Origin of the sequence: Streptomyces lincolnensis, from assembly GCF_001685355.1 — a bacterium.
GTDB classification, from domain to species: domain Bacteria; phylum Actinomycetota; class Actinomycetes; order Streptomycetales; family Streptomycetaceae; genus Streptomyces; species Streptomyces lincolnensis.
In genome coordinates this window covers 7107859-7128346 of sequence record NZ_CP016438.1, presented here as the reverse complement: position 1 = coordinate 7128346, position 20488 = coordinate 7107859, and the positions used below count along the sequence as shown (strand labels likewise).

Sequence of the window (20488 nt, the reverse complement as noted above, 5' to 3'; positions counted from 1 at the left end):
AGCCCGATGAGCCAGGCGGCGCAGAACCTGAACTGGTTGATCACCAACTTCGTGGACAACACCCCGGGGGTGTCCCACACCGTGGTGGTCTCCGCCGACGGACTCCTTCTGGCGATGTCCGAAGGCTTTCCGCGCGACCGTGCCGACCAGCTTGCGGCCGTCGCCTCCGGTCTGACCTCGCTGACCGCGGGTGCCTCGCGCATCTTCGAGGGTGGCGCGGTGAACCAGACCGTTGTGGAGATGGAGCGGGGATTCCTGTTCATCATGTCCGTATCCGACGGTTCGTCGCTCGCGGTTCTGGCGCATCCGGAGGCGGACATCGGTCTCATCGGGTACGAGATGGCTCTTCTGGTGGACCGTGCCGGTTCGGTCCTGACGCCCGATCTGCGTGCGGAGCTCCAGGGGAGCCTGCTCAACTGACAGACAGACGGTGCGTTTTGGCGTCCCGGGGCCGTAAGGTTTCGGGACGCGGCTCCACAGTGATGGGTGCCCGGCACAGTCGGAGGAGGAGAGAAAGTGGCAACACCCCCAGGCGGTTCGTCAGCGGGCGATTGGTCGTACGGCCCTGCCCAGGGCGGCCAGGGTGACGGTTCGCAGAACCCGAACCGGTACAACTTCCCCTCCGCACCGAGCCAGCGGCGTCAGCAGCCGTACGCGCCCCAGGGCCCCCAGGGTCCCGGGCCGTCGCCGTACGACCAGCCGCCGGCCCCGCGCATCCAGCCCGTGCAGCCACACCGACGCACCCCTGAGCCTTCACCCGCGGGAGGCGCCAGCAACCCGCTGGTGCGCCCGTACGCCATGACGGGCGGCCGCACCCGCCCGCGCTACCAGCTCGCCATCGAGGCACTGGTGCACACCACCGCGCAGCCGCATCAGATGCAGGGCCAGTTGCCCGAGCATCAGCGGATCTGCCACCTCTGCCGGGAAATCAAGTCGGTCGCCGAGATCTCGGCGCTCCTCACGATCCCTCTCGGCGTGGCCAGGATCCTCGTCGCCGACTTGGCGGAGGCGGGCCTGGTCGCCATTCATCAGCCCGGCGGCGACGAGAACGCCGGCGGCCAGCCAGACGTGACACTGCTCGAAAGGGTGCTCAGTGGACTTCGCAAGCTCTAGCGGAGGGCCTTCCCGCTCCACCACGTCCGCGAAGATCGTGGTGGCTGGCGGCTTCGGCGTGGGCAAGACCACGTTCGTCGGCGCCGTCTCGGAGATCAACCCGCTGCGCACCGAGGCCGTCATGACGTCCGCGAGCGCGGGCATCGACGACCTCACCCACACCGGAGACAAGACCACGACCACCGTGGCCATGGACTTCGGCCGTATCACCCTCGACCAGGACCTGATCCTTTACCTCTTCGGTACGCCCGGCCAGGACCGCTTCTGGTTCATGTGGGACGACCTGGTGCGCGGCGCGATCGGCGCGATCGTCCTCGTCGACACGAGGCGTCTTGCCGACTGCTTCCCGGCGGTCGACTACTTCGAGAACTCGGGGCTTCCTTTTGTGATTGCCCTGAACGGGTTCGACGGGAACCAGCCGTACAACCCGGACGAGGTCCGGGAAGCCCTGCAGATCGGTCCCGACACCCCGATCATCACGACGGACGCGCGGCATCGGGCCGATGCGAAGTCCGCGCTCATCACGCTGGTGGAGCATGCGTTGATGGCTCGTCTTCGGTAGGACTCCGGTTGTGCGGCTACTGGGCTGCCCCGGACGGTTGCATGCCGTCTGCGGCAGCCCAGTGGCTTGTCGCGCAGTTCCCCGCGCCCCTTTGGGACACGCGAGAAGGGCCCCTCTCTTGCGAAGAGAGGGGCCCTTCTTTGTGGCGTCCTACGGCTTACCGCCAGCTGTGCGGGGCGCGGAAGCCGCCCTCGCGCTCCAGGCGGCGCCAGCCGGCCCGGGGGCGGCCGCGGTGGGTCGGGGTGGGGTCGGCGGGCTGGGCGGCGGCGCGGGCCAGGAGGATCGCCGTGATGGCGGCGACTTCCTCGGGCTCGGCGTGGCCCTTCTCGACGCGGATGTCAGGGGTGCTCATAGGTCACAGTCTCCGTGGATGAGGTTTCCGCTGGGGTGTCGCGGAGCGTCCGCTGGGTTACTGCGGGGGGTTGCCGTGCTTGCGGGAGGGCAGGTCGGCGTGCTTGGTCTGGAGCATCGCGAGCGAGGAGATGAGGACCTCGCGGGTCTCGGCCGGGTCGATGACGTCGTCGACCAGGCCGCGCTCGGCCGCGTAGTAGGGGTGCATGAGCTCGGACTTGTACTCCTTGACCATGCGGGCCCGCATGGCCTCGGGGTCCTCGGCGTCGGCGATCTGGCGGCGGAAGATGACGTTGGCCGCGCCTTCCGCGCCCATCACGGCGATCTCGTTCGTCGGCCAGGCGTAGGTGAGGTCGGCGCCGATGGACTGGCTGTCCATGACGATGTAGGCACCCCCGTAGGCCTTGCGCAGGATCAGCGAGATCCGCGGCACGGTCGCGTTGCAGTAGGCGTAGAGCAGCTTCGCGCCGTGGCGGATGATGCCGCCGTGCTCCTGGTCGACGCCCGGGAGGAACCCGGGGACGTCCAGGAAAGTGACGATCGGGATGTTAAAAGCGTCACACATCTGGACGAAACGTGCAGCTTTTTCGGATGCCTCGATGTCCAGGACACCGGCCAGCGTCGACGGCTGGTTCGCCACGATGCCGACGACCTGGCCGTCCAGCCGGGCCAGGGCGCAGATGATGTTGCGGGCCCAGCGCTCGTGGATCTCCAGGTAGTCGCCGTCGTCGACGATCTCCTCGATGACCTTGGTCATGTCGTACGGACGGTTGCCGTCGGCCGGGACCAGGTCGAGCAGGACGTCCGAGCGGCGCTCCGGCGCGTCGGTGGCCTCCGCGCGGGGCGGGTTCTCGCGGTTGTTCTGCGGGAGCATCGACAGCAGGTAGCGCACCTCGGCGAGGCACGTCTCCTCGTCGTCGTAGGCGAAGTGGCACACGCCGGAGGTCTCGGCGTGCACGTCCGCGCCGCCCAGGCCGTTCTGGGTGATCTCCTCGCCGGTGACCGCCTTGACGACGTCCGGGCCGGTGATGAACATCTGGGACGTCTCGCGGACCATGAACACGAAGTCGGTGAGGGCGGGGCTGTAGGCCGCGCCGCCCGCGCACGGGCCGAGCATCACCGAGATCTGCGGGATGACCCCGGAGGCCTTGGTGTTGCGCTGGAAGATGCCGCCGTAGCCGGCGAGGGCGGAGACGCCCTCCTGGATACGGGCGCCCGCGCCGTCGTTCAGGGAGACCAGCGGGGCACCGGCCGCGATGGCCATGTCCATGATCTTGTGGATCTTCGTGGCATGGGCCTCGCCCAGCGCGCCGCCGAAGATCCGGAAGTCGTGCGCGTACACGAAGACCGTCCGGCCCTCCACCGTGCCCCAGCCGGTGATGACACCGTCGGTGTACGGCTTCTTGGCCTCCAGGCCGAAGCCCTGGGCCCGGTGCCGGCGCAGTTGCTCGACCTCCCGGAAGGTACCGGGGTCGAGGAGCAGCTCGATGCGCTCCCGCGCGGTCAGCTTGCCCTTGGCGTGCTGCGCCTCGGTCGCCTTCTCGCTCGGGCCGGCCAGGGCCTGCGCACGGATGTCGTGCAGTTCGGCCACTCGCCCGCGCGCGTCCGTGGGCTCGCCCGTCGACTCACCCTGCGCCTCATCCAAAACGGTCATGTAGCGACCTTACGAAGCCAGCCAAGGAAAGCCTGCCGTCGACTCCGTACAGTCTCCGGAGCGTTTTCCTGGTACCACTGAACAGAACCTCACCGGCATGCAGCCGTTCCGACTGCTCAGAGGGCCTCCCCCTTGTAGAGGTCGCACAAAGTGGTCAGCTGAGAGTCACCTCACATCCATGGGTGGCACATGCCCTCCCCGGAGTGACACGGACGCGCAGACGGCGGCCCGTGGCCAGGACCTCGACCGAGTCGTCGGCCCGGATCACCCGGCGTACCGGACGGTCCCAGGTGATCTCCAGGGGTTCGCCGGTACGGGGCGGCTCGCTGACGTGGAGGGTGGCGGTACCGCCCCGGCGGCGGACCAGGACGCTCGCGCCGGCCGAGGCGGTCACACCACCGGCCGTGCCGGGACGCCAGAAGGTGGCCGCCGTGACCCCGGCGACGCGGACCGCCTGGCAGGTGGTGTCGTTGGCGAGGACCGACAGCCAGTGCCGGTCGGCGGCGCGGGCGGCGACCGTACGGCGGGAGGCGCCCGGCAGCAGGACGTAGAGGTAGCCGGCGTCCGTCGGGTCGGTGCCGTGGTCCAGCCAGAGGGTCTGCCAGCGGCGGGTGCGGCGCTCGGTCGTGCTGGTGGTGTTGATGTCGGACCAGGCGCCGGTGCGGTCCTCGCGCAGGGTGCGCAGCTCGCCGTCGGGGACCAGCCAGCCGCCGTGACCCTGGAGATGGGCCCAGCCCCTTCCTCGTACGAACTCCGGCGTCCCGCCCTCCCCGAGGTTGCGGTTGTCGACGACCGTCTCGACCGGGACGCCGTCGGCGCAGGTGATGCCCGCGCCGAGGCAGACGATCGCGTCGGGCAGGCAGAACCACGACTTGCGGGCCTGGAGCGTGGACTGGAGCCCTTTCAGATGCTGGCCGATCGCCGCGTACTCGCCGTCGGTGGTGCCGCCGACCCATCGCACGTCCGGCTTGGGCTCGCCCCACTCGCCGCCCGCCCGGTCGGCCAGGCGCCGGGTGGAGACGGTGGTGCCGGGCAGGCGGTACCAGTCGACGGTGGGCCAGAACCAGTCGGTGTACTGGTCCGAGCGGCCGTCCGGCCACCAGGAGAGCAGGCCTGCGCCGGTGTGCCAGCCGCGCGGGTTCTCGCCGTTGCCGCACTCGTAGTACGCGATACGGTCGCTCGCCATGGCGATGTTCGCGGTGAACCCGGGGCCGCGGTGGACGGCCCGGTCCATGGCGGCGAAGAGCCGGTGGCCGTGGGGTTCGGGGGCGGCCGGGACCGGGGAGCCGGCGACCGCGTGCAGGCGGGCGAGGTCGGCCACGTCGTACTGAGGGGCGGTCAGGATCGGTGTGACCGCGCTCCCGGCGTGCCCGGCGTCCCGGGCGTTGCGTTCGATCCAGCCCTTGACACGGCCGTACCAGCGCTCGCGCTCGGCCGGGCTCGCGCCGGCCGCGAGGAGGGCGATGGCGGCGATGATGCCCTGGCCGTGGAAGTGGTCGCCGCGCAGGACGTGGCGGTCGTCGCTCTTGAGCAGGCCCCGGCTGATGGCACGGCCGTTGACGCTGTCCATGACCAGGCCGTCGTGGATGAGGGGCGCGTAGGCGTGCTCGACGCTGTCCAGGATGATCTGCCGGTTCGGGTCGGTCACCTCCCACTCGGATCCGGCGAGCAGCGCGAAGAGGCGGCCGAGCCCGTCGAGCATGACCTGGCCGTAGGTCCCCGAGTAGGCGACCCAGGTGTGCTGCACGAAGGAGCCGTCGGCGTAGAGGCCGTCGCCCCGGGTGACGTGCGGGAAGACCGGGGAGAGCGCGTCGCGGGCGAGGGCGATCCGGTCGGGGGCTCGGCCGACGATCCCCCGCACGGCGACCGAGCGGCACAGGTCGACGCGGTTGGCGCCGGTGGAGGTGCCGGAGTAGTCGGTGAGCATGCCGTCGGGGATGAAGTGGTCGACGGCGGCGCAGGCGGCGGCCCGCTGGGCGTCGGCGAGGTGGTCGTACAGGGCGGCCGTGATGTCCATGAGCGGACGGGGGCTGCCGATCTGCCATTCCCACCAGTTGCCGTAGCGGGTGGTGCCGGGGTTGTAGACGGTCGCGGAGAGGTGGTCGAGGCCGCGCAGGGTGGCGGCGAGGAGCGTCTCGTCGCCGGTCGAGCCGGTGCCCGGGCAGACGTAGGCCCTGGTCATGGTCCACAGGCGGCCGTAGCTCTGGGTGATGCCGGCGGGCGGGTCGTAGGGCTGGCCGGGCCACAGGGAGGTGGCGGTCGGGGTCATGCTCGCGCGGAAGCCGCGGGCGAGTCGGCCGGTCTCGGCGAGGCGGGAGGCGTAGGGCTCGGCGGCGGGGTCGTAGCCGGTGCCGAGGGCGATGTCGAGCCAGCGGCGGCGGAGCGTGTCGTAGGGGTCGGCCGGATCGGCCGGGTCGTCGCGTCGGGTGGGGGCGACGGTGGCCAGGAGGGCCGCCGTGAGCAGGACGGCTCGGCGGCTGGGGCGGCTCACGCCGGTGCTCCCGCCGACACCTTCGTCGGCTCTCCCGTCGGCTCTCCCGCCGATACTTCGTCAATGATGTTGAAAGTTGAATGGAATAGGCCTACCGTCGTTTCCGTTAGATAGTTCAACGTTCAACATCCTCACTTCTGGGAGCACGCCATGGCGAACACCGACCTGACCGCACTGACCGGCGACTACACGATCGACACCGCCCACTCCACGATCGGCTTCACCGTCCGCCACGCCATGGTGACCAACGTGAAGGGCAAGTTCGTCGACTTCAGCGGCTCGCTGCACCTGGACGGCGGCGACCCGGCCGCGTCGACGGCCTCCATCGACGTCAAGATGGACAGCATCGACACCGGGTCGGCGGACCGTGACGGGCACCTCAAGAGCGCGGAGTTCTTCAAGATCGAGGAGTTCCCGACGATGACCTTCCGCTCCACCAAGGCGGAGGCGCTCGGGGACGAGGACTACCGGATCACCGGTGACCTGACCATCCTCGGCACCACCCGGCCGATCAGCATCGACCTGGAGTTCAACGGTTCCGCCAAGGACCCCTTCGGCAACGAGCGCGTCGGCTTCGAGGGCAAGGCGGAGATCAAGCGCTCCGACTGGGGCCTGACCTGGAACGCGACCCTGGAGACGGGCGGCGTCCTGATCTCCGACAAGATCAAGCTGAGCTTCGACATCTCCGCGATCAAGAACGCCTGAGCCCACGCCGTTCACGGCGGTGGGTCCCGGGTCAGCCGGGTGAGCGCGGCCGACAGCCGCTCCGCCCGGCTCCGCGGGGTACGGGCCCGCAGGAGAGGGAGCGCGAGCAGGTAGCGGTCCGTTCTCCCGAGGCGTTCGAAGGCCGCCCGGGCCGCCGGGTCCCGCTCCAGCGCGGCGGCCAGGTCGTCGGGAACCGCGGCCTCACGCTGTGACGCGTACGCCTTCTCCCACCGCCCGTCCGCCTTCGCCGCGGCCACCTCCGCGAGACCCGCGGGGCGCATACGGCCGGCGGCGGTCAGTTCCTCCACGCGGCGCACGTTGACCATCGACCAGAGGCTGCCGGGCCGGCGCGGGGTGATCCGCTGGAGGTAGTGCACGGCGTCCAGGCTCTTGCGATGCCCGGTGATCCAGCCGTGGCACAGGGCCACGTCGTTGACCTCGGCGGCGGTCACGGAGGGCAGACCCGAGCCCTTCTTCGCGACCTTCACCCACAGCCCCGGGTACGGCGCGGGGTGGGCGCTCAGCCAGGCGTCGAGGTCGGCAGCGGAGCGGAAGGGACGGGGTTCGCCGGAGTCGACGGAGTCGGAACCGGAGTCGGAGGAGGACACGGCGACACCGTATGCGGGGGACGTGTCCCGGCGCCGGGGATCGGCGAGTTCGCCGGTACGTGGCTCGGTGGCTCGGCGCGTCAGCAGGTCCGGCGGTACGGGATGTCCGGGAGGTACGTCCGCCAGTCGGCGCGGGACAGGCCGGAGCCGGCGCGGGCGCAGACCTGGGCGACGAGATGGTCCGGCGCGAGGTCGTACTTCTGTACGGCGATGTGGGTGCCGGAGGCGTACAGCGTGCCGTCGCCCGGGCCGAAGGCCAGCGCCAGCGCCTGGTCGCCCGGGGTCGGCAGGGCGGTGCCGAGGAGCCGTTGCGAGGAGACGTCCCAGAGCCGCACGGTGCCCTCCGAGTCCGCGACCGCGAGGGTGCGGCTGTCGTGGGAGAAGGCCAGCGCGGTCACTCCGCCCGTCAGCTCGGCCCCGGCATCGGAGGCGGATCCGTCCAGCACACCCAGGCGGGTGCGCGCCGACCCGTCCCACAGGGTGACCCGGCCCAGGATGTCGCCCACCGCCAGACGGGTGCCGTCCGGGCTGAAAGCCGCCGTCCGGAGCATGTCCTCGCCGAGCACGCGGGGTTCCACGCGTCCGGCGCCGAGATCGGCGACCAGCCCGTCCTGGGTCACCAGCCGGTCCCCGTCGGGGCGCAGGGCCATGGCCGTGCCGGTGGAGTCGTAGGCGACGGAGTCGCCGGGGCGGCCACTGCGCACCGTCCTCACCCGTTTCTCCCGGCGCAGGTCCCACAGTTCGACGGACGGCCGGAACGCCGACCGGAACACCACCAGGGTGCGGGCGTGGGCGTCGAGGGCGATCCCGTTGACGGCGAAGGCGTCCTGTCCGGCCGACGGGATGTCCACGGTGGCGTACGCGCGGTGGGTCCTGACGTCCCACACGGTGATGCGGGTCGCGTCCGGCGTCCCCGCCCGGTGGTGGTCCAGGCTCCGGGCGCGCGCGAGGTGGCGGCCGTCGTCGCTGAGGGCCACGAGGTCGGCGCAGACCCGGTCCTCCCCCTCGGGGCAGGTGCCGCCCGGGGGCTCGAAGACCACCCGGCCGCTGCGGGTGTCCACGACCTGCCAGCGCCGTCCGCCGCCCTGGTCGACCGAGCGGGCCAGGATCCGGCCGTCACCGGAGAGCTGCGCCCGGTACGCCATCGTCGTCGGCCACTGTTCGGACCTGGCCCCGCCGAGTGACAGCGAGCGTACGACGGTCCCCGAGCCGCTGAGGTAGCGCACCGCGCCGGCGCCGCGGTCGAGGGTGACGCCGGTCCACTCGTCGGCGGTCAGCCGCTTGCGCAGCACGGGCAGATACGGGTTCGCCACCCGCCACACCAGGAGTTGGTGGGGTCCCGTGGCCATGAGGAACCTGTCGTCGGCGCCGAACCAGACCTGGGTCAGCCCGGCCGCCTCCAAGAACAGGGTCCGGCGGCCGGTGCGCAGGTCCCACCCGCGGACTCCGTCGCCGCTGACGGCGGTGAGTGTCCGGCTGTCCGGGGTGAACGCCAGCGTGTCGTCGAGGCAGTCGCCCGGGCGCACCCGCGCGGCCCAGGGCGCCGAGGCCTTCCTGCGGTGCGCGACGTCCCAGATCTGCACCGCCCGGGCGCCCGTGCACAGGGCGAGCCACCGGCCGTCGGGGCTGACGGCCAGGCCGTCCGCGGTGACCCCGGAGATCCGCAGCATCCGGCGGCCGGTGCGCAGGTCCCAGGCGTGGACGTCCCCGTTCCAGTCCGCCGCGGCGAGGGTGGGGCCGCCGAAACCGACCTCCGGCTGCTGTGTGGCGTCCACACCGGGGAGCGTCCTGGTCACGCGCGCGGTCCGCACGTCCCACAGCTGGATCCCCTCGCCGGCCAGCAACGCGAGTGTCCGGCCGTCCGGGCCCACGGCGGCCGGGACACCGTCCATCCGTTTCCCGGGACCCGGTGCGGAGAGGGTGAGCCGGTGCGTGCGCAGGTCCCAGATCCTGACCCGGTCGGCGGTGACGGACACCACGGAGGTGCCGTCCGCCGTCACCCGGCGCACGTCGTTGCCCGAGCCGTCGAAGCCGTCGTCCGCGCCGGGCACCGCGAACACGTCCTCGTCCCGCTGGGCCATCGCCCCGATCAGCGCCGACCGGGTCTCGGTCGTGTCGGCGAGCCGTGCGGCGGCCACGCTGAGCCGCATCGCGGTGCGGGGGTCGGAGAAGCGCACGCTGTCGGCGACCGCGGCGATCCGACGGGCCTCGGCCTCCACGTGCCGCCGGTCGCTGGTGCGGCCCTGCTGCCAGGCCACGGCGCCGGCGACGAGCGCGAGGACCAGCAGGGTGGCGAGGGCTCCGACGAGACCGCGGCGCCTGCGGCGTTCGCCCCGGCGCGCGCCGCTGCTCGCGGTCAGGAAGGCGCGCTCCGGCACGGTGAGCGAGGCGTCGGCGAGCTGCTCCTCCGCGGCGGCCAGCCGTGTGCCGCGGTAGAGGGCGCCCGGGTCGCGGCCCAGCTCGTCCCAGGTGCGGGCCGCGTCGGTCAACCGCCGGTGCGCCCGCAGTTGTTCGCGCTCGGCGTCGATCCAGCCGGACAGCCGCGGCCAGGCGGTGATCAGCGCCTCGTGCGCGAGGTCGACGGTGTCGTGGTCGAGCGTGATCAGCCGGGCTCGGGCGAGACGGTCCAGGACGAGGGAGATGTCGGGGGCGCGCGCGGTCGGGGGCGCGTCGGCGGGGGCGGCGGGAGGGGTGGTGGCCGGCCCCGGCGGGTGCGTGAAGTCGAGTTCGGCGCGATCGACTGGGCGGCGGGTGTCCTGGGAGCCCTCGCCGGGGGTGATCAGCCGCAGCAGGATCAGGCGGGCGAGTTCCGCGTGGTCGGTGGAGAGCCCGGCGTAGACCTCCTCGGCGGTCTGGGCGATGGCGCCGTGCACACCGCCCGCGGCCTCGTACGCCTCCAGGGTCAGCGCCCGGCCGTGGCGGCGGCGCCAGGTCTCGCGCAGGACGTGGGACAGCAGGGGGAGGCCGCCGGGTTCCTCCGCGATCTCCTCCACCAGGCGGGCGGTCAGGGTCCGTTCGACGATGTGGCCCGCCGCCTGGGCCGGTTTGACGATCACCTCGCGCAGCTCGGCCGGGTCCATCGGCCCCACCAGCAGCCCGGCCTCCCCCAACGCGTCCGCCAGGCCCCGGTGTTCGGCGCATCGGCCGTAGAAGTCCGCGCGGACGGCGATGACGACCCGCAGCCGGGACTCGGGCGTGCGGGCGGTGAGCAGCAGGTCGATGAAGGCGCGGCGTTCGGCCGCGTCCCGGCAGAGGGTGAATGCCTCTTCGAACTGGTCGACGACGAGGAGCACGTCACGCCCGGTCCCCTCCGACTGCCCCGCGCCCTCTTCGCGCACGGCCGGTTCTCGTACGGCCTTCAGTACGTCGGCGTGGGTGTGGGCCGGGTGTCCGCCCGGCGTGAGGACGCGGATGGCGGCGAGTTCGCGCTCGGCGCGCAGGGCGGGGATCAGCCCGGCCCGCAGGAGGGAGGACTTGCCGCTGCCGGAGGGGCCGAAGACCGCGGTGAACCTGCGCTCGTGGACCAGCTCCCGCAGCGCGGTGACGAGCCGGTCGCGGCCGAAGTACCGGTCGTGGTCGTCGGGTTCGAAGCGGGCCAGGCCCTGGTACGGCGGCTCGGCGTCGTCGTCCTGGCGGGCGGTGGCCTCGCGGACCTCCCGTTCCGTCTCCTGCCAGCGCCGCTCCCACTCCGGCTCGTCGCCGTCGCAGGCCCGGACGTAGGCCAGGGTCACCTGGAGCGAGGGCAGTTGCTCACCGGCGGCGGCCTGGGAGAGCGCGGTGACCGAGAAGTGGGCGCGGCGGGCGAGTTCGCGGTAGGTGACGCCGCCGGCCTCCTGGCGCAGCTTGCGCAGCTCGTAGGCGAACCGCGGGACCGGTCCGGCGGCCGGGTCGACAGGAGTCTCGCGACGGCCCATGTCCGCTCCGTCTCCCCCCGGTTCCGCCTGCCCCCTGCGACACAGACGTGTGTTCGGCGTCGCCACCCTAAGGAACCCCGCGGACCGCCCGCAAGGCGTCCGACCGCCGACGACCAGGCGTTTTCGTTTTGTTCTCAGTGGCGTGCGGTGGCTGCTGAACAACGCGCCGGCCGCTGAACTCGTTGTCGCGGGCCTCGTTGCAGGGACCGCGCCGCATCCGTGCGGTCCCTTCCGACGACTTGGACGACGCTCGTGAGAGGCGACATGACGATGACCCGGAGGGCCTCCGCACGGCCCTCGCGCACTGCCCGAGGTGTCCTCACGGGGGTGGGACACCTCGGGCGGCCCGCGCCTTCCGGTAGGGCGGCCCGCTGGGCCTGGGCCTACTGGGCGGCGTGCGCGGGGTTCGCCCTGGTGCTGGCGACGACGACGGCGCTCGGTCCGCACCGGGTGTGGGGCACCTGCGCGGCCGCCGGGTACGCCACGGCGGCCGTGCTCACCCTGCGGGACGCGCGTTCCTGGAACCGGAGCGGGGCGCTCGCCGCGCTCGCCGGGGCGGTCCTCGTACCGCTGGCGGTGCTCGTGGCGTCGGGCGACGCCCAGTCCGAGGTCGGTGTCGTCGAGCGTTCCGGCGCTCTGCTGCTGGACTCCGGCAGCCCGTACCTGCCGGATCCGGCACGGACCGTGGAGTACAACCCGTATCTGCCCGGCATGGCGCTCTTCGGCGTACCCCGCGCGCTGTTCGGCGCCGGTCCGCTCACCGACGCGCGGGTGTGGTTCGGCCTCGCTTTCCTGGTCTGCATGTTCTTCGCCGCCCGGCGGCCCGCCGGAGCGGCCCTCAAGGCGTCGGCGGCGGGCCCCGTGAGCACGGTGGCGCTGCTCTCCGGGTTCCCCGCGGTCGCACTCCCGCTGGCCGTCGGCGGGGTGGACCTGCCGGTGGTCGGGCTGATGTGCCTGGGCCTGGCGCTGGCCGGCCGGGGCGGCTCCGGTGTGGCGGCCGGTGTGGCCATGGGGGCCGCGGCCGCGCTGAAGTGGACGGCGTGGCCGCTGCTGCCGGTCGGTCTGGTCCTGCTCGCGGTCACGGCGGGCCGCCGGACGACTCTGCGCGCGGCCGCCACCGCCCTGTCGGTGAGCGCGCTGGCGGTCATACCCGTCGCCCTCGCCGACCCGCACGCCTTCGTCGAGCACGTCGTCCTCTTCCCCCTCGGCGAGGGCGGTGTGCGCTCCCCGGCCGCCAGCCCCCTGCCGGGCCACCTGCTGGCCGCCCATGTCCCCGGCGGCTCCACCCTCGCCACGGCAGCGCTCGCGACCGCCGCGCTCGGGGTGGCCGTCTCGCTCCTGATACGCCCGCCCGGTACCGTCCGGGCCGCGGCGGACCGGCTGGCCGTCGGCCTGGGCATCGCCATCTGCCTGATCCCGGCCACCCGGTTCGGCTACCTCGTCCTCCCCCTGGTCCTCGCGGCCTGGTTCCGGCTGCCGTCGTCCCCCACGTCGTCCCCCACCGGGCCCTCCCGCGCCGACCACGCGGACCCCGTCCGTTCGGTTTATTCGGTCGCCCCGCCGACCGGCCACGGGTAGCCTGCCCGCGTGTCCAGTCCCGAGGCGTCCAGACTCCGGCCACCGGTTCTCCGGTGGCTGGTCGTGATGCCGGGCTGAGTCCCTTCCTCCTTCTCCGGGTGGTGCGTCGCGCACCCCCGAAGTCGTCGCGCCCTCGTCGCTCACCGCTGCCGGACGGCCGGTTCCGCGTGTCGTGTGTGTCTTCTTCTACGACTTCGGGTTGCGGAGTTTCCTCATGCCGTTCGCTTTGTTCCTGCTGGGCGTCGCCGTGTTCGCCCAGGGCACGTCCGAGTTCATGCTGTCCGGTCTGGTACCGGACATCGCCCGGGATCTGCACGTCTCCGTCCCCGCCGCGGGGGCGCTCACCTCGGCCTTCGCCGCGGGGATGGTCGTCGGGGCACCCCTGATGGCCGGGCTCGCCCGGCGCTGGTCGCGGCGGGGTGCGCTGCTGGGATTCCTGCTCGCCTTCATGGGCGTGCACGTCGTCGGTGCGCTGACCGACAGTTTCGGGGTGCTGCTCGCCACCCGGGTGGTGGGGGCGCTCGCCAACGCCGGGTTCCTGGCCGTCGCGCTGGTGACGGCCGCGGCGATGGTGCCGGCGGACGCCAAGGGGCGGGCCACGTCGGTGCTGCTGGGCGGGGTGACCCTCGCCTGCGTGGTGGGGGTGCCCGCCGGGGCGCTGCTGGGCCACCTCTGGGGGTGGCGTTCGGCGTTCTGGGCGGTGACCGCCTTGTCGTTGCCAGCCGTGGTGGCGGTGGCCCGGGCCGTGCCGGCCGGTACCGCCGAGTCCGTACGGCCGGCCCCCGCTCTGCGCGCCGAACTGCGGGCCCTGCGCGAGCCCCGGCTGCTCACCGTCCTGCTGCTGGGCGCGCTGGTGAACGGGGCGACCTTCTGCACCTTCACCTATCTCGCCCCGCTGGTCACCAACGTCACCGGGCTGGAGGCGAGTCGGGTGCCGGTGGTGCTCGCGCTGTTCGGGCTCGGGGCGTTCGCGGGTGTACGGGTCGGCGGGCGGTTCGCCGACCGGCGGCCCGGGACGGTCGTCGGCGCCGGGGGCACCGTCCTCTGCCTCGGCTGGTGCGCCCTCGCCCTGGGCGCCGAACACCCGCCGCTCGCCCTCGGGCTGGTCCTCGTCCAGGGCGCCCTCTCCTTCGCCGTCGGCTCCACCCTCATCTCGCGGGCCCTCCACACGGCCCCCACCGCCCCCACCCTCGCCGGCGCCTTCGCCACGGCCGCCTTCAACATCGGCGCCGCCTGCGGCCCCTGGCTCGGCGGCACGGTGATCGGCTCCGGGGGCGGTTACCGGTCGCCGGTGTGGGCCGCCGCGGGGCTGGTCGCCGTGGCGTTGGTGGTGGCGGGTGGGGCGGCGTACGCGTCGGCGCGCGGGAATGCGGGCGCGGATCGTCGGCGTACTCCCGCATCATGGTCGGCATGACCGACATCCGTGCAGTGCACCCCGGTTGGGTGACCGTCGCCGCCTGCGAGAACGCCGACGGCCGACCGCGTCCCCTGGCGGCCGTGCGGGCTTGACCGCGGGACCGCGGGATCGACTGGATGCCGTTCGTGGAGGACGAGATCCGGTTCGGGCTCGCGTGCGGGCCGGGGGCCGACGGGCGGTGGCACGGGTGGTTCACCGTCGACGTGGAGTCCGAGGCGCTTCGGCGGCTCGGACTCCATCCGGAGCAGCCGGGCTTCCTCGTGCGCGGGCCCTCGCCGCCGGGCTGGTGGCTGGTTCTCGCCCCTTGTGCGGGTGGTCGTCGCGTTCTCATAATCCAGCAACAGAAATTTGTCCTGCCCATGCCAGTCGATGGGCTTTTCTTTGTTGCCCTTGATGACATGTGCGCGTCAATTCTGTGTTTCGGTTGCACACCCCCAGGTCAACCCCCCACGGAAGGCATCACGTTGAAGAGACTTCTCACGGCCCTCAAGAGATGCGCGGCCGTCGGCGCCGTCGCCCTCGCGGTCGCCAGTCTTCAGCCCGTCTCGGCCGCCCAGGCCGCTCCCGCGCCCGTCGTCGGCGGAACCCGCGCCGCGCAGGGCGAGTTCCCGTTCATGGTCCGGCTCTCCATGGGCTGTGGCGGCGCGCTCTACACGCAGCAGATCGTGCTCACGGCCGCGCACTGTGTCGGTGCGACCGGGCCGAACACGGGCATCACCGCGACCGCCGGGGTCGTGGACCTCCAGTCCAGCACCGGGCGGGTGCAGGTCAGGTCCACCTATGTGTACCGGGCGCCCGGCTACAACGGCACCGGCAAGGACTGGGCGCTCATCAAGCTGGCGCAGCCCATCAATCTGCCGACCCTGAAGATCGCCACGAACACCCAGTACAACGCCGGTGACTTCACCGTCGCCGGGTGGGGGGCTGCGCGCGAGGGCGGTCCTCAGCAGCGGTATCTGCTCAAGGCCACGGTGCCGTTCATCAGCGATGCCACCTGCAAGGCGTACGGCGGGCTGTACAACGGGCTCGTCGCCGGTGAGGAGATCTGCGCCGGGTTCGACGCGGGGCGGGTCGACACGTGCCAGGGTGACTCCGGCGGGCCGATGTTCCGCAAGGACAACGCGGGGGCGTGGGTCCAGGTCGGGATAGTCAGCTGGGGTGACGGGTGTGCGCGTCCCGACGCGCCGGGGGTCTACACGGAGGTCTCCACCTTCGCCACCGCCATCGCCGCGGGGGCCTCGTCGCTCTGACGCGGGCTCTTTTCGTACGGTGTCTCACGGGCTCGGCGGGGGTTGCGCGCCGGGTCCGTGGGGCTGTCCGGGCCGGGGTTTTCGCCCCCGCCGCCCCTACCCGTCCCATCCTCAGGGGGCTCCGCCCCCTGGACCCCCGTATCGGCCCTTGAGGGGCCTCGTCCTCAAACGCCGGACGGGCTGAAAGTGATCGGGACGGCAAGAAGCCCGGCCTCAGACGACGGGCGGGCTGAAAGGGCCTGGGCCAGCGATCAGACGTACTCACTCGCAGCCGCCGGCGGCGCTCAACCCCCGCAAGGGCCACCCGCACCCGGCCGCGAAAGCCGCACGGGTGGTGCGGGTGGGAGCGACCGGCCCGGCCGGAGGCCGGGGCCGGTGTCAGAAGCCGCCGCCGCCGAAGTCTCCCCCGCCACCGAAGTCGCCGCCGCCGAAACCGCCGCTGAAGTCGTCGGTGTTGAAGTCCGCGCCCGAGAGGTCGCCGCCCTCGTGGCCGCCGCCGAAGTCGCCGTAGCCGGAGCCGTAGTCGGTGGCGTAGGCGGGGGTGGCCATGAGGGAGCCGAGCATGGTGCCGACGAGGAGGGCGGGCAGGAGGCCGGAGGCGAAGTAGCCGCCGGCCCAGGGGCCGTAGGCGGGGCCGGCCTCCCAGTAGGGACGGCGGCCGTACACGGTGTCGACCTCGCGGATCACGGGGTCGCGGCCGTCGGCGAGGCGGGTGCGGTCGGCGGCGCAGACGGGGACCTCGCGGGAGGTGCCGCCGGTCGGGGTCCAGGTGGCGTCGGCGACGGACGGACCGTGGCGGGGGTCGAAGAAGCAGGGGGAGCGGCGCTCGGGCAGGGGGCGCCCCTCGCGACGGGCGGCGAGCCGGGTGAGGGCGAAGCGGCCCTCTTCCAGTGCCTGTGTGACGGCTCGCACGTCCTCCGGTTTGTGGGCCGCCCCCATCAGCGACTTCGCCTGGTCGTAGGTGTCCAGCGCCCGCTCGTAGTCCGCGCGCATCGCGTCGTCGGCGCCCGCCTCCCCAGGATGGAAGTCCAGGCGGTCCAGCTCCTCGCCGAACGCGGTGATGTCCTCGTCGACCACGACCCGCAGCTGCTCCAGCGCGGCCCGCTGCTCCTCCTCGTGCCGCCGGCGGTTGCGGCGGACCAGGGCGTACGCGCCTCCGCCGCCGGCCACGAGCACCGCGCCGACGGTGACCAGCGCGGTGGTGGAGACCCCGCCGCCGTCGCCGGAGGAGCTCCAGGACGACGGCGCCGAGCCGCCCATGTTGGTCAGAGCCCGGTCGGTGAAGTCGTCCAGCTGGGTCCGGGCGCTGCCGGTGCCCTCGACGCTGGTGACGAGGTTCCGCACGGCGGTGCCGGGCAGGACCGTGGCGTCGGCGGCCGCGTCGAAGCGGTCGCCCACGCGGACCGCGTACAGGCCGGTCACGCCGGTGGCGGTGCGCAGGTTCTTCAGGAGGTTCTCGGTCGGGAAGTCGGCCGGCAGGACCGCGACGAACAGGGCCTTGTCGGCGCCCTTGATCCGGTCGGCCAGCGCGTCCGCGTCCGCCGCGGACAGGTGCGCGGAGGCGGCCGGGTCGACGTACACGGGATTCTCGCGCAGGGCCTCGGCGACGGCGGACAGGCTGGTGGCCGCGGAGGCGCGCGGGGCGCCCGCCGTCAGGACCGTCAGAGCGGCCAGGACGGCGAGCGCCGCGGCGAGCAGCAGTGCGACGGGGCCTCGGTTCGACAACGCGGCCTTCATACCTCGAACCTACCCGAAAGACGCACAATCGGACATGTGTGCAGCGGTCGGATCTCAGGCCGCCCGGTAGGCCGCCGCCAGCCTGTCCACCGCCTTTCCGTACCGTCCGGTCAGGAGCAGGTGCTCCGCGTCGGCGAAGGGTTTCGCGACCGCGGGCGTGAGGGTGTCGCCGGCCTTCCGCTGGACGATCAGCCGGGCCTTGCCGACGATCGCCCGGCCCGCCTCCTCGGCCCCGGTCCGCTCGGCCGCCCTGGCCGCGACGGCGAGTGCCCCCAGGGTTCCCGCGCCGCCCTCCGGGGCCTTGGCGAGGGTCGTCAGGCCCCAGCCGTACGGGTACTGCGGGTCGTAGGCCGTGTCGCCGACGTTGATCGGCAGCTGGGCCTCGGACCTCGGCCAGGTCACCGGGAGCCGGCCGGTGAAGGGCCGCTTGCCGTACAGGACGTCGGCCACGCCGTCGCCCTCCGTGCCCGGGAGCCAGGAGGCGACCAGCGCGTCGATGTCACCGAGCCGGTCGCCGAGGAGCTGGGGACGCCCGGAGACGATCAGCACCGCGCACTTCATGGCCGCGCACACCGTGTCGACCGCTGCCTGGTCGGCGGCGGAGAGCTCCAGGTCGTGGCCGTTGCCGACGTCACCGAGGCCCTCGGCGTACGGGGTCTCCCCCACGACGACCACGCCGACGTCATGGCCGGCGGTCGGGGCCGAGGCGTCCTGGGAGTACGTCAGCCGCCCGGAGTTCTTGCGCATGGCCTCCAGGACGGTCGTACCGGGGGTGATGTCACCGGAGGCGCCCTGCCAGGTGACGGTCCAGCCGCCGGACTGGTTGCCGATGTCGTCGGCGTTGGACCCGGCGACGTACACCTTCTGGTTCTTCCCCAGCGGCAGGACACCGCCCGCGTTCTTCAGCAGCACCTGCGACTTCGCGGCCGCCTCGCGGGCCACGGCCCGGTGGGCGGCGGAACCGATCCGGTCCGCGCCGTCGGTGTCGGCGTACGGCTTCTCGAAGAGGCCGAGCCGGAACTTCTGCGTGAGGATGCGGGAGACGGCGTCGTCGACGCGCCGCTCGTCGATCCGGCCCGCCCCGACCTCGGCGACGAGGGTGCTGTGGAAGTCCCGGTAGGCGTTCGGAACCATGATCATGTCGAGTCCGGCGTTGACCGACGTACGGACGTCGGAGGCGTAGTCGCCGGGCAGTTGGTCGATGGCCGCCCAGTCGCTGATCACGAAGCCGTCGAAGTCCATACGGCCCTTCAGCACACCGGTGAGCATGTCGGTGCGGGCGTGCATCTTCACCGGGCCCCGTCCGTCGCCGACGATGTCCAGCGAGGAGAACGAGGGCATGACGGTCCCGACACCGCGCTCGACGGCCGTCTCGTACGGTGCCAGGTGGACGGCCTCCAGCTCCTGCCGGGTGACCTTGGTGACGCCCTGGTCGATGGTGTACCCGTCGGTGCTGGAGGAGCCGAACTCGGTGCCGCCGTCGCCGACGAAGTGCTTGGCGGTGGCGAGGACCTTGTCGTCGTCCTTCAGGTCCCGCCCGTCGCGGGCGCCCTGGAAGCCCTGGACGACACTCGCCATGGCGTCGACGAGGGCCGGGTCCTCACCGAAGGCCTCGTAGGCGCGGCCCCAGCGGTCGTCGCGGGTGACGCACAGGCACGGGGCGAAGTCCCACGGGATGCCGGTCGCGCGGACCTCGGCTGCGGTCACCGAGGCGGTCCGCCGGGCCAGTCGGGGATCGCGGGCGGCTCCGAGTCCGATGTTGTGCGGCATGATCGTCGCGCCGACCAGGTTGTTGTGGCCGTGCACCGCGTCGACGCCGTAGATCAGTGGGATCTGGAACCGCGTGGCCTGTGCCCGGAGTTGGAAGCCGTCGATCATCCGCGCCCAGGCCTCGGGGGTGTTGGGCGTGGGTGTGGAGCCGCCGCCGGACAGCAGCGAGCCGAGGTCGTACGCGGCGATGTCGCCGGGAGCGGCGCCGACGGCGGCGCGCTCGGCCTGCGTCATCTGGCCGGCCTTCTCGGCCGGGGACATCCGGCCCAGGAGATCGGCGACGCGCTTCTTCACCGGCAGCCGCGGGTCGAGATACGGCAGCCCGTGCGCGTCCACGACGACCTGCGGGGGCTCGGCCGGGGGCTTGGCGCCGGTGACGGTGAGCTTCAGCGGGATCGTCTCGGCGGCCTCGGCGCCCTTGTCCTTCAGGGTCGGGACCCGGACGGACCGCGAGGCGCCGGAGGCCGTGCCCGCGGGGAAGGTGAGGGTGCCGGAGACCGGCGTGTAGTCCTTGCCGGATTCCGCGGTGCCGGTCGCGGCCGTCTCGTAGGCGACGGTCACCGGCTCGTCGAGGGGAGCGGAACCGGTGGTGGCGACGGTGACCTCGACGGCGGCCGTGCCGCCCTCCCGCACCGGGTACACGGCGGCGTCGGTCAGGACGTTCGCCCGCAGGGACTGGTCGGCTCTGCCGTACACCTCCACGCCGTCCATGGCGAACCGGCCCTCGGCACCCGTGGGGAGGGTGACGGCGTACCCCCACATCCCGGTGAGTCCGAGGACGTGGTCGATGCCGCCGACGGGCTGGTAGTCCGTGCGGTACGCGAAGTCGCCGAAGGGGAGCTCGATCTGCTTCCAGCCGCTGAAGTCGTCGGTGAACGACGTCGTCCACAGCTCGGACGCCTCGCCGTTGGCGCCGCCGTCCTTCAGCTCGAAGGCCACCTTCTTGCCGTTGTTCTGCCCTTCCCACCAGAAGCGGATCCCCTTGCGGGCGGACCAGTCGCGGGCGGGCTCGGCGAAGGCGAAGTCGTGTGTGAAACCGCCGTAGCCGCTGATGTCGTAGGTGCCGGAGAGCACGTGGGAGCCCTCGGGGGCGTCGGTCCGCGGGGTGAGTTCCAGTCGCGGCGGGTCGTCGGTGTCACCGCCCCAGGTAAAGATGCCCTCGGCGGGCGGCGACGCGAAGGGGACCTCCCCCTCGAAGCGGTCGACGGGGGTGGGGGCGGGGTCGTCGGGGGCCGCCTGCGCGGTGGTCAGCGGGATCAGTGCGGCGAGCAGGGTGGCGGAGGCTAACAGGGCGGTTCTTCGCATGGAACGTCCCTTCGGCTCTCATGGTCCACTGGT

The 20488-nt window shown here is 72.7% G+C and carries 14 protein-coding genes; 7 read left to right on the top strand and 7 right to left on the bottom strand.

Going from position 1 to position 20488, the window contains the following annotated elements; all coding sequences use genetic code 11:
• Positions 1-6 precede the first annotated feature (6 nt).
• The 3 genes from SLINC_RS31815 to SLINC_RS31805 all read left to right on the top strand — a co-directional run bounded on the left by SLINC_RS31815 (position 7) and on the right by SLINC_RS31805 (position 1675).
• On the top strand, positions 7-420 hold the full coding sequence (locus SLINC_RS31815; RefSeq protein ID WP_007384910.1) for a roadblock/LC7 domain-containing protein: 414 nt from the start codon (positions 7-9) through the stop codon (positions 418-420).
• A gap of 96 nt (positions 421-516) precedes the next feature.
• A complete protein-coding gene (locus SLINC_RS31810; RefSeq protein WP_067440302.1) occupies positions 517-1113 on the top strand; it encodes a DUF742 domain-containing protein in 597 nt (198 codons plus the stop codon).
• On the top strand, positions 1094-1675 hold the full coding sequence (locus SLINC_RS31805) for a GTP-binding protein (RefSeq protein WP_026248371.1): 582 nt from the start codon (positions 1094-1096) through the stop codon (positions 1673-1675). The genes SLINC_RS31810 and SLINC_RS31805 overlap by 20 nt, the downstream gene beginning before the upstream one ends.
• 157 nt (positions 1676-1832) lie before the next feature.
• Here the strand turns inward: SLINC_RS31805 and SLINC_RS31800 are convergent, their stop codons facing one another.
• The 3 genes from SLINC_RS31800 to SLINC_RS31790 all read right to left on the bottom strand — a co-directional run bounded on the left by SLINC_RS31800 (position 1833) and on the right by SLINC_RS31790 (position 6171).
• Entirely contained in the window at positions 1833-2027 is a 195-nt protein-coding gene (locus tag SLINC_RS31800) for an acyl-CoA carboxylase subunit epsilon (protein ID WP_067440300.1), read from the bottom strand.
• Positions 2028-2084: 57 nt separating this feature from the next.
• Positions 2085-3680, bottom strand: coding sequence for an acyl-CoA carboxylase subunit beta (locus SLINC_RS31795; RefSeq protein WP_067440298.1), 1596 nt, complete (start codon positions 3678-3680; stop codon positions 2085-2087).
• A gap of 154 nt (positions 3681-3834) precedes the next feature.
• The gene (locus SLINC_RS31790) at positions 3835-6171 is read right to left on the bottom strand and encodes a polysaccharide lyase 8 family protein (RefSeq protein ID WP_107406707.1); all 2337 of its coding nucleotides are present in this window, start codon (positions 6169-6171) and stop codon (positions 3835-3837) included.
• Between the two features lie 150 nt (positions 6172-6321).
• On the opposite strand from SLINC_RS31790, the gene SLINC_RS31785 reads away from it, so the two are divergent.
• Positions 6322-6876, top strand: a complete 555-nt coding sequence (locus SLINC_RS31785; protein WP_067440292.1) for a YceI family protein — start codon at positions 6322-6324, stop codon at positions 6874-6876.
• An 11-nt stretch (positions 6877-6887) separates the two neighbouring features.
• Here the strand turns inward: SLINC_RS31785 and SLINC_RS31780 are convergent, their stop codons facing one another.
• On the bottom strand, positions 6888-7484 hold the full coding sequence (locus SLINC_RS31780; RefSeq protein WP_067440289.1) for a YdeI/OmpD-associated family protein: 597 nt from the start codon (positions 7482-7484) through the stop codon (positions 6888-6890).
• A gap of 80 nt (positions 7485-7564) precedes the next feature.
• Positions 7565-11398 carry an nSTAND1 domain-containing NTPase gene (locus SLINC_RS48165; RefSeq protein WP_067440286.1) on the bottom strand — a complete coding sequence of 1278 codons (3834 nt, stop codon included), beginning with the start codon at positions 11396-11398 and terminating at the stop codon, positions 7565-7567.
• Positions 11399-11725: 327 nt separating this feature from the next.
• On the opposite strand from SLINC_RS48165, the gene SLINC_RS31770 reads away from it, so the two are divergent.
• From SLINC_RS31770 to SLINC_RS31760, 3 genes are all read left to right on the top strand, one after another.
• Positions 11726-12976, top strand: a complete 1251-nt coding sequence (locus SLINC_RS31770; protein WP_225988301.1) for a glycosyltransferase 87 family protein — start codon at positions 11726-11728, stop codon at positions 12974-12976.
• A 214-nt stretch (positions 12977-13190) separates the two neighbouring features.
• Complete coding sequence (locus SLINC_RS31765) at positions 13191-14390, top strand: Cmx/CmrA family chloramphenicol efflux MFS transporter (protein ID WP_067445917.1); 1200 nt, start codon at positions 13191-13193, stop codon at positions 14388-14390.
• A 467-nt stretch (positions 14391-14857) separates the two neighbouring features.
• A complete protein-coding gene (locus SLINC_RS31760; RefSeq protein ID WP_067440282.1) occupies positions 14858-15643 on the top strand; it encodes a S1 family peptidase in 786 nt (261 codons plus the stop codon).
• A 378-nt stretch (positions 15644-16021) separates the two neighbouring features.
• On the opposite strand, the gene SLINC_RS31755 is transcribed toward SLINC_RS31760, so the two are convergent.
• Positions 16022-17380 (bottom strand): hypothetical protein, encoded by a 1359-nt coding sequence (locus SLINC_RS31755; RefSeq protein ID WP_067440279.1) that lies wholly within the window; start codon positions 17378-17380, stop codon positions 16022-16024.
• Positions 17381-17434: 54 nt separating this feature from the next.
• A complete protein-coding gene (locus SLINC_RS31750) occupies positions 17435-20455 on the bottom strand; it encodes a glycoside hydrolase family 3 protein (protein WP_067440275.1) in 3021 nt (1006 codons plus the stop codon).
• Positions 20456-20488 lie beyond the last annotated feature (33 nt).

Coding starts and splice junctions, on each gene's coding strand:
- SLINC_RS31755 (WP_067440279.1), bottom strand. CDS start 17,380: ATGAAGGCCGCGTTGTCGAACCGAGGCCCCGTCGCACTGCTGCTCGCC.
- SLINC_RS31750 (WP_067440275.1), bottom strand. CDS start 20,455: ATGCGAAGAACCGCCCTGTTAGCCTCCGCCACCCTGCTCGCCGCACTG.
- SLINC_RS31800 (WP_067440300.1), bottom strand. CDS start 2,027: ATGAGCACCCCTGACATCCGCGTCGAGAAGGGCCACGCCGAGCCCGAG.
- SLINC_RS31795 (WP_067440298.1), bottom strand. CDS start 3,680: ATGACCGTTTTGGATGAGGCGCAGGGTGAGTCGACGGGCGAGCCCACG.
- SLINC_RS31765 (WP_067445917.1), top strand. CDS start 13,191: ATGCCGTTCGCTTTGTTCCTGCTGGGCGTCGCCGTGTTCGCCCAGGGC.
- SLINC_RS31815 (WP_007384910.1), top strand. CDS start 7: ATGAGCCAGGCGGCGCAGAACCTGAACTGGTTGATCACCAACTTCGTG.
- SLINC_RS31785 (WP_067440292.1), top strand. CDS start 6,322: ATGGCGAACACCGACCTGACCGCACTGACCGGCGACTACACGATCGAC.
- SLINC_RS48165 (WP_067440286.1), bottom strand. CDS start 11,398: ATGGGCCGTCGCGAGACTCCTGTCGACCCGGCCGCCGGACCGGTCCCG.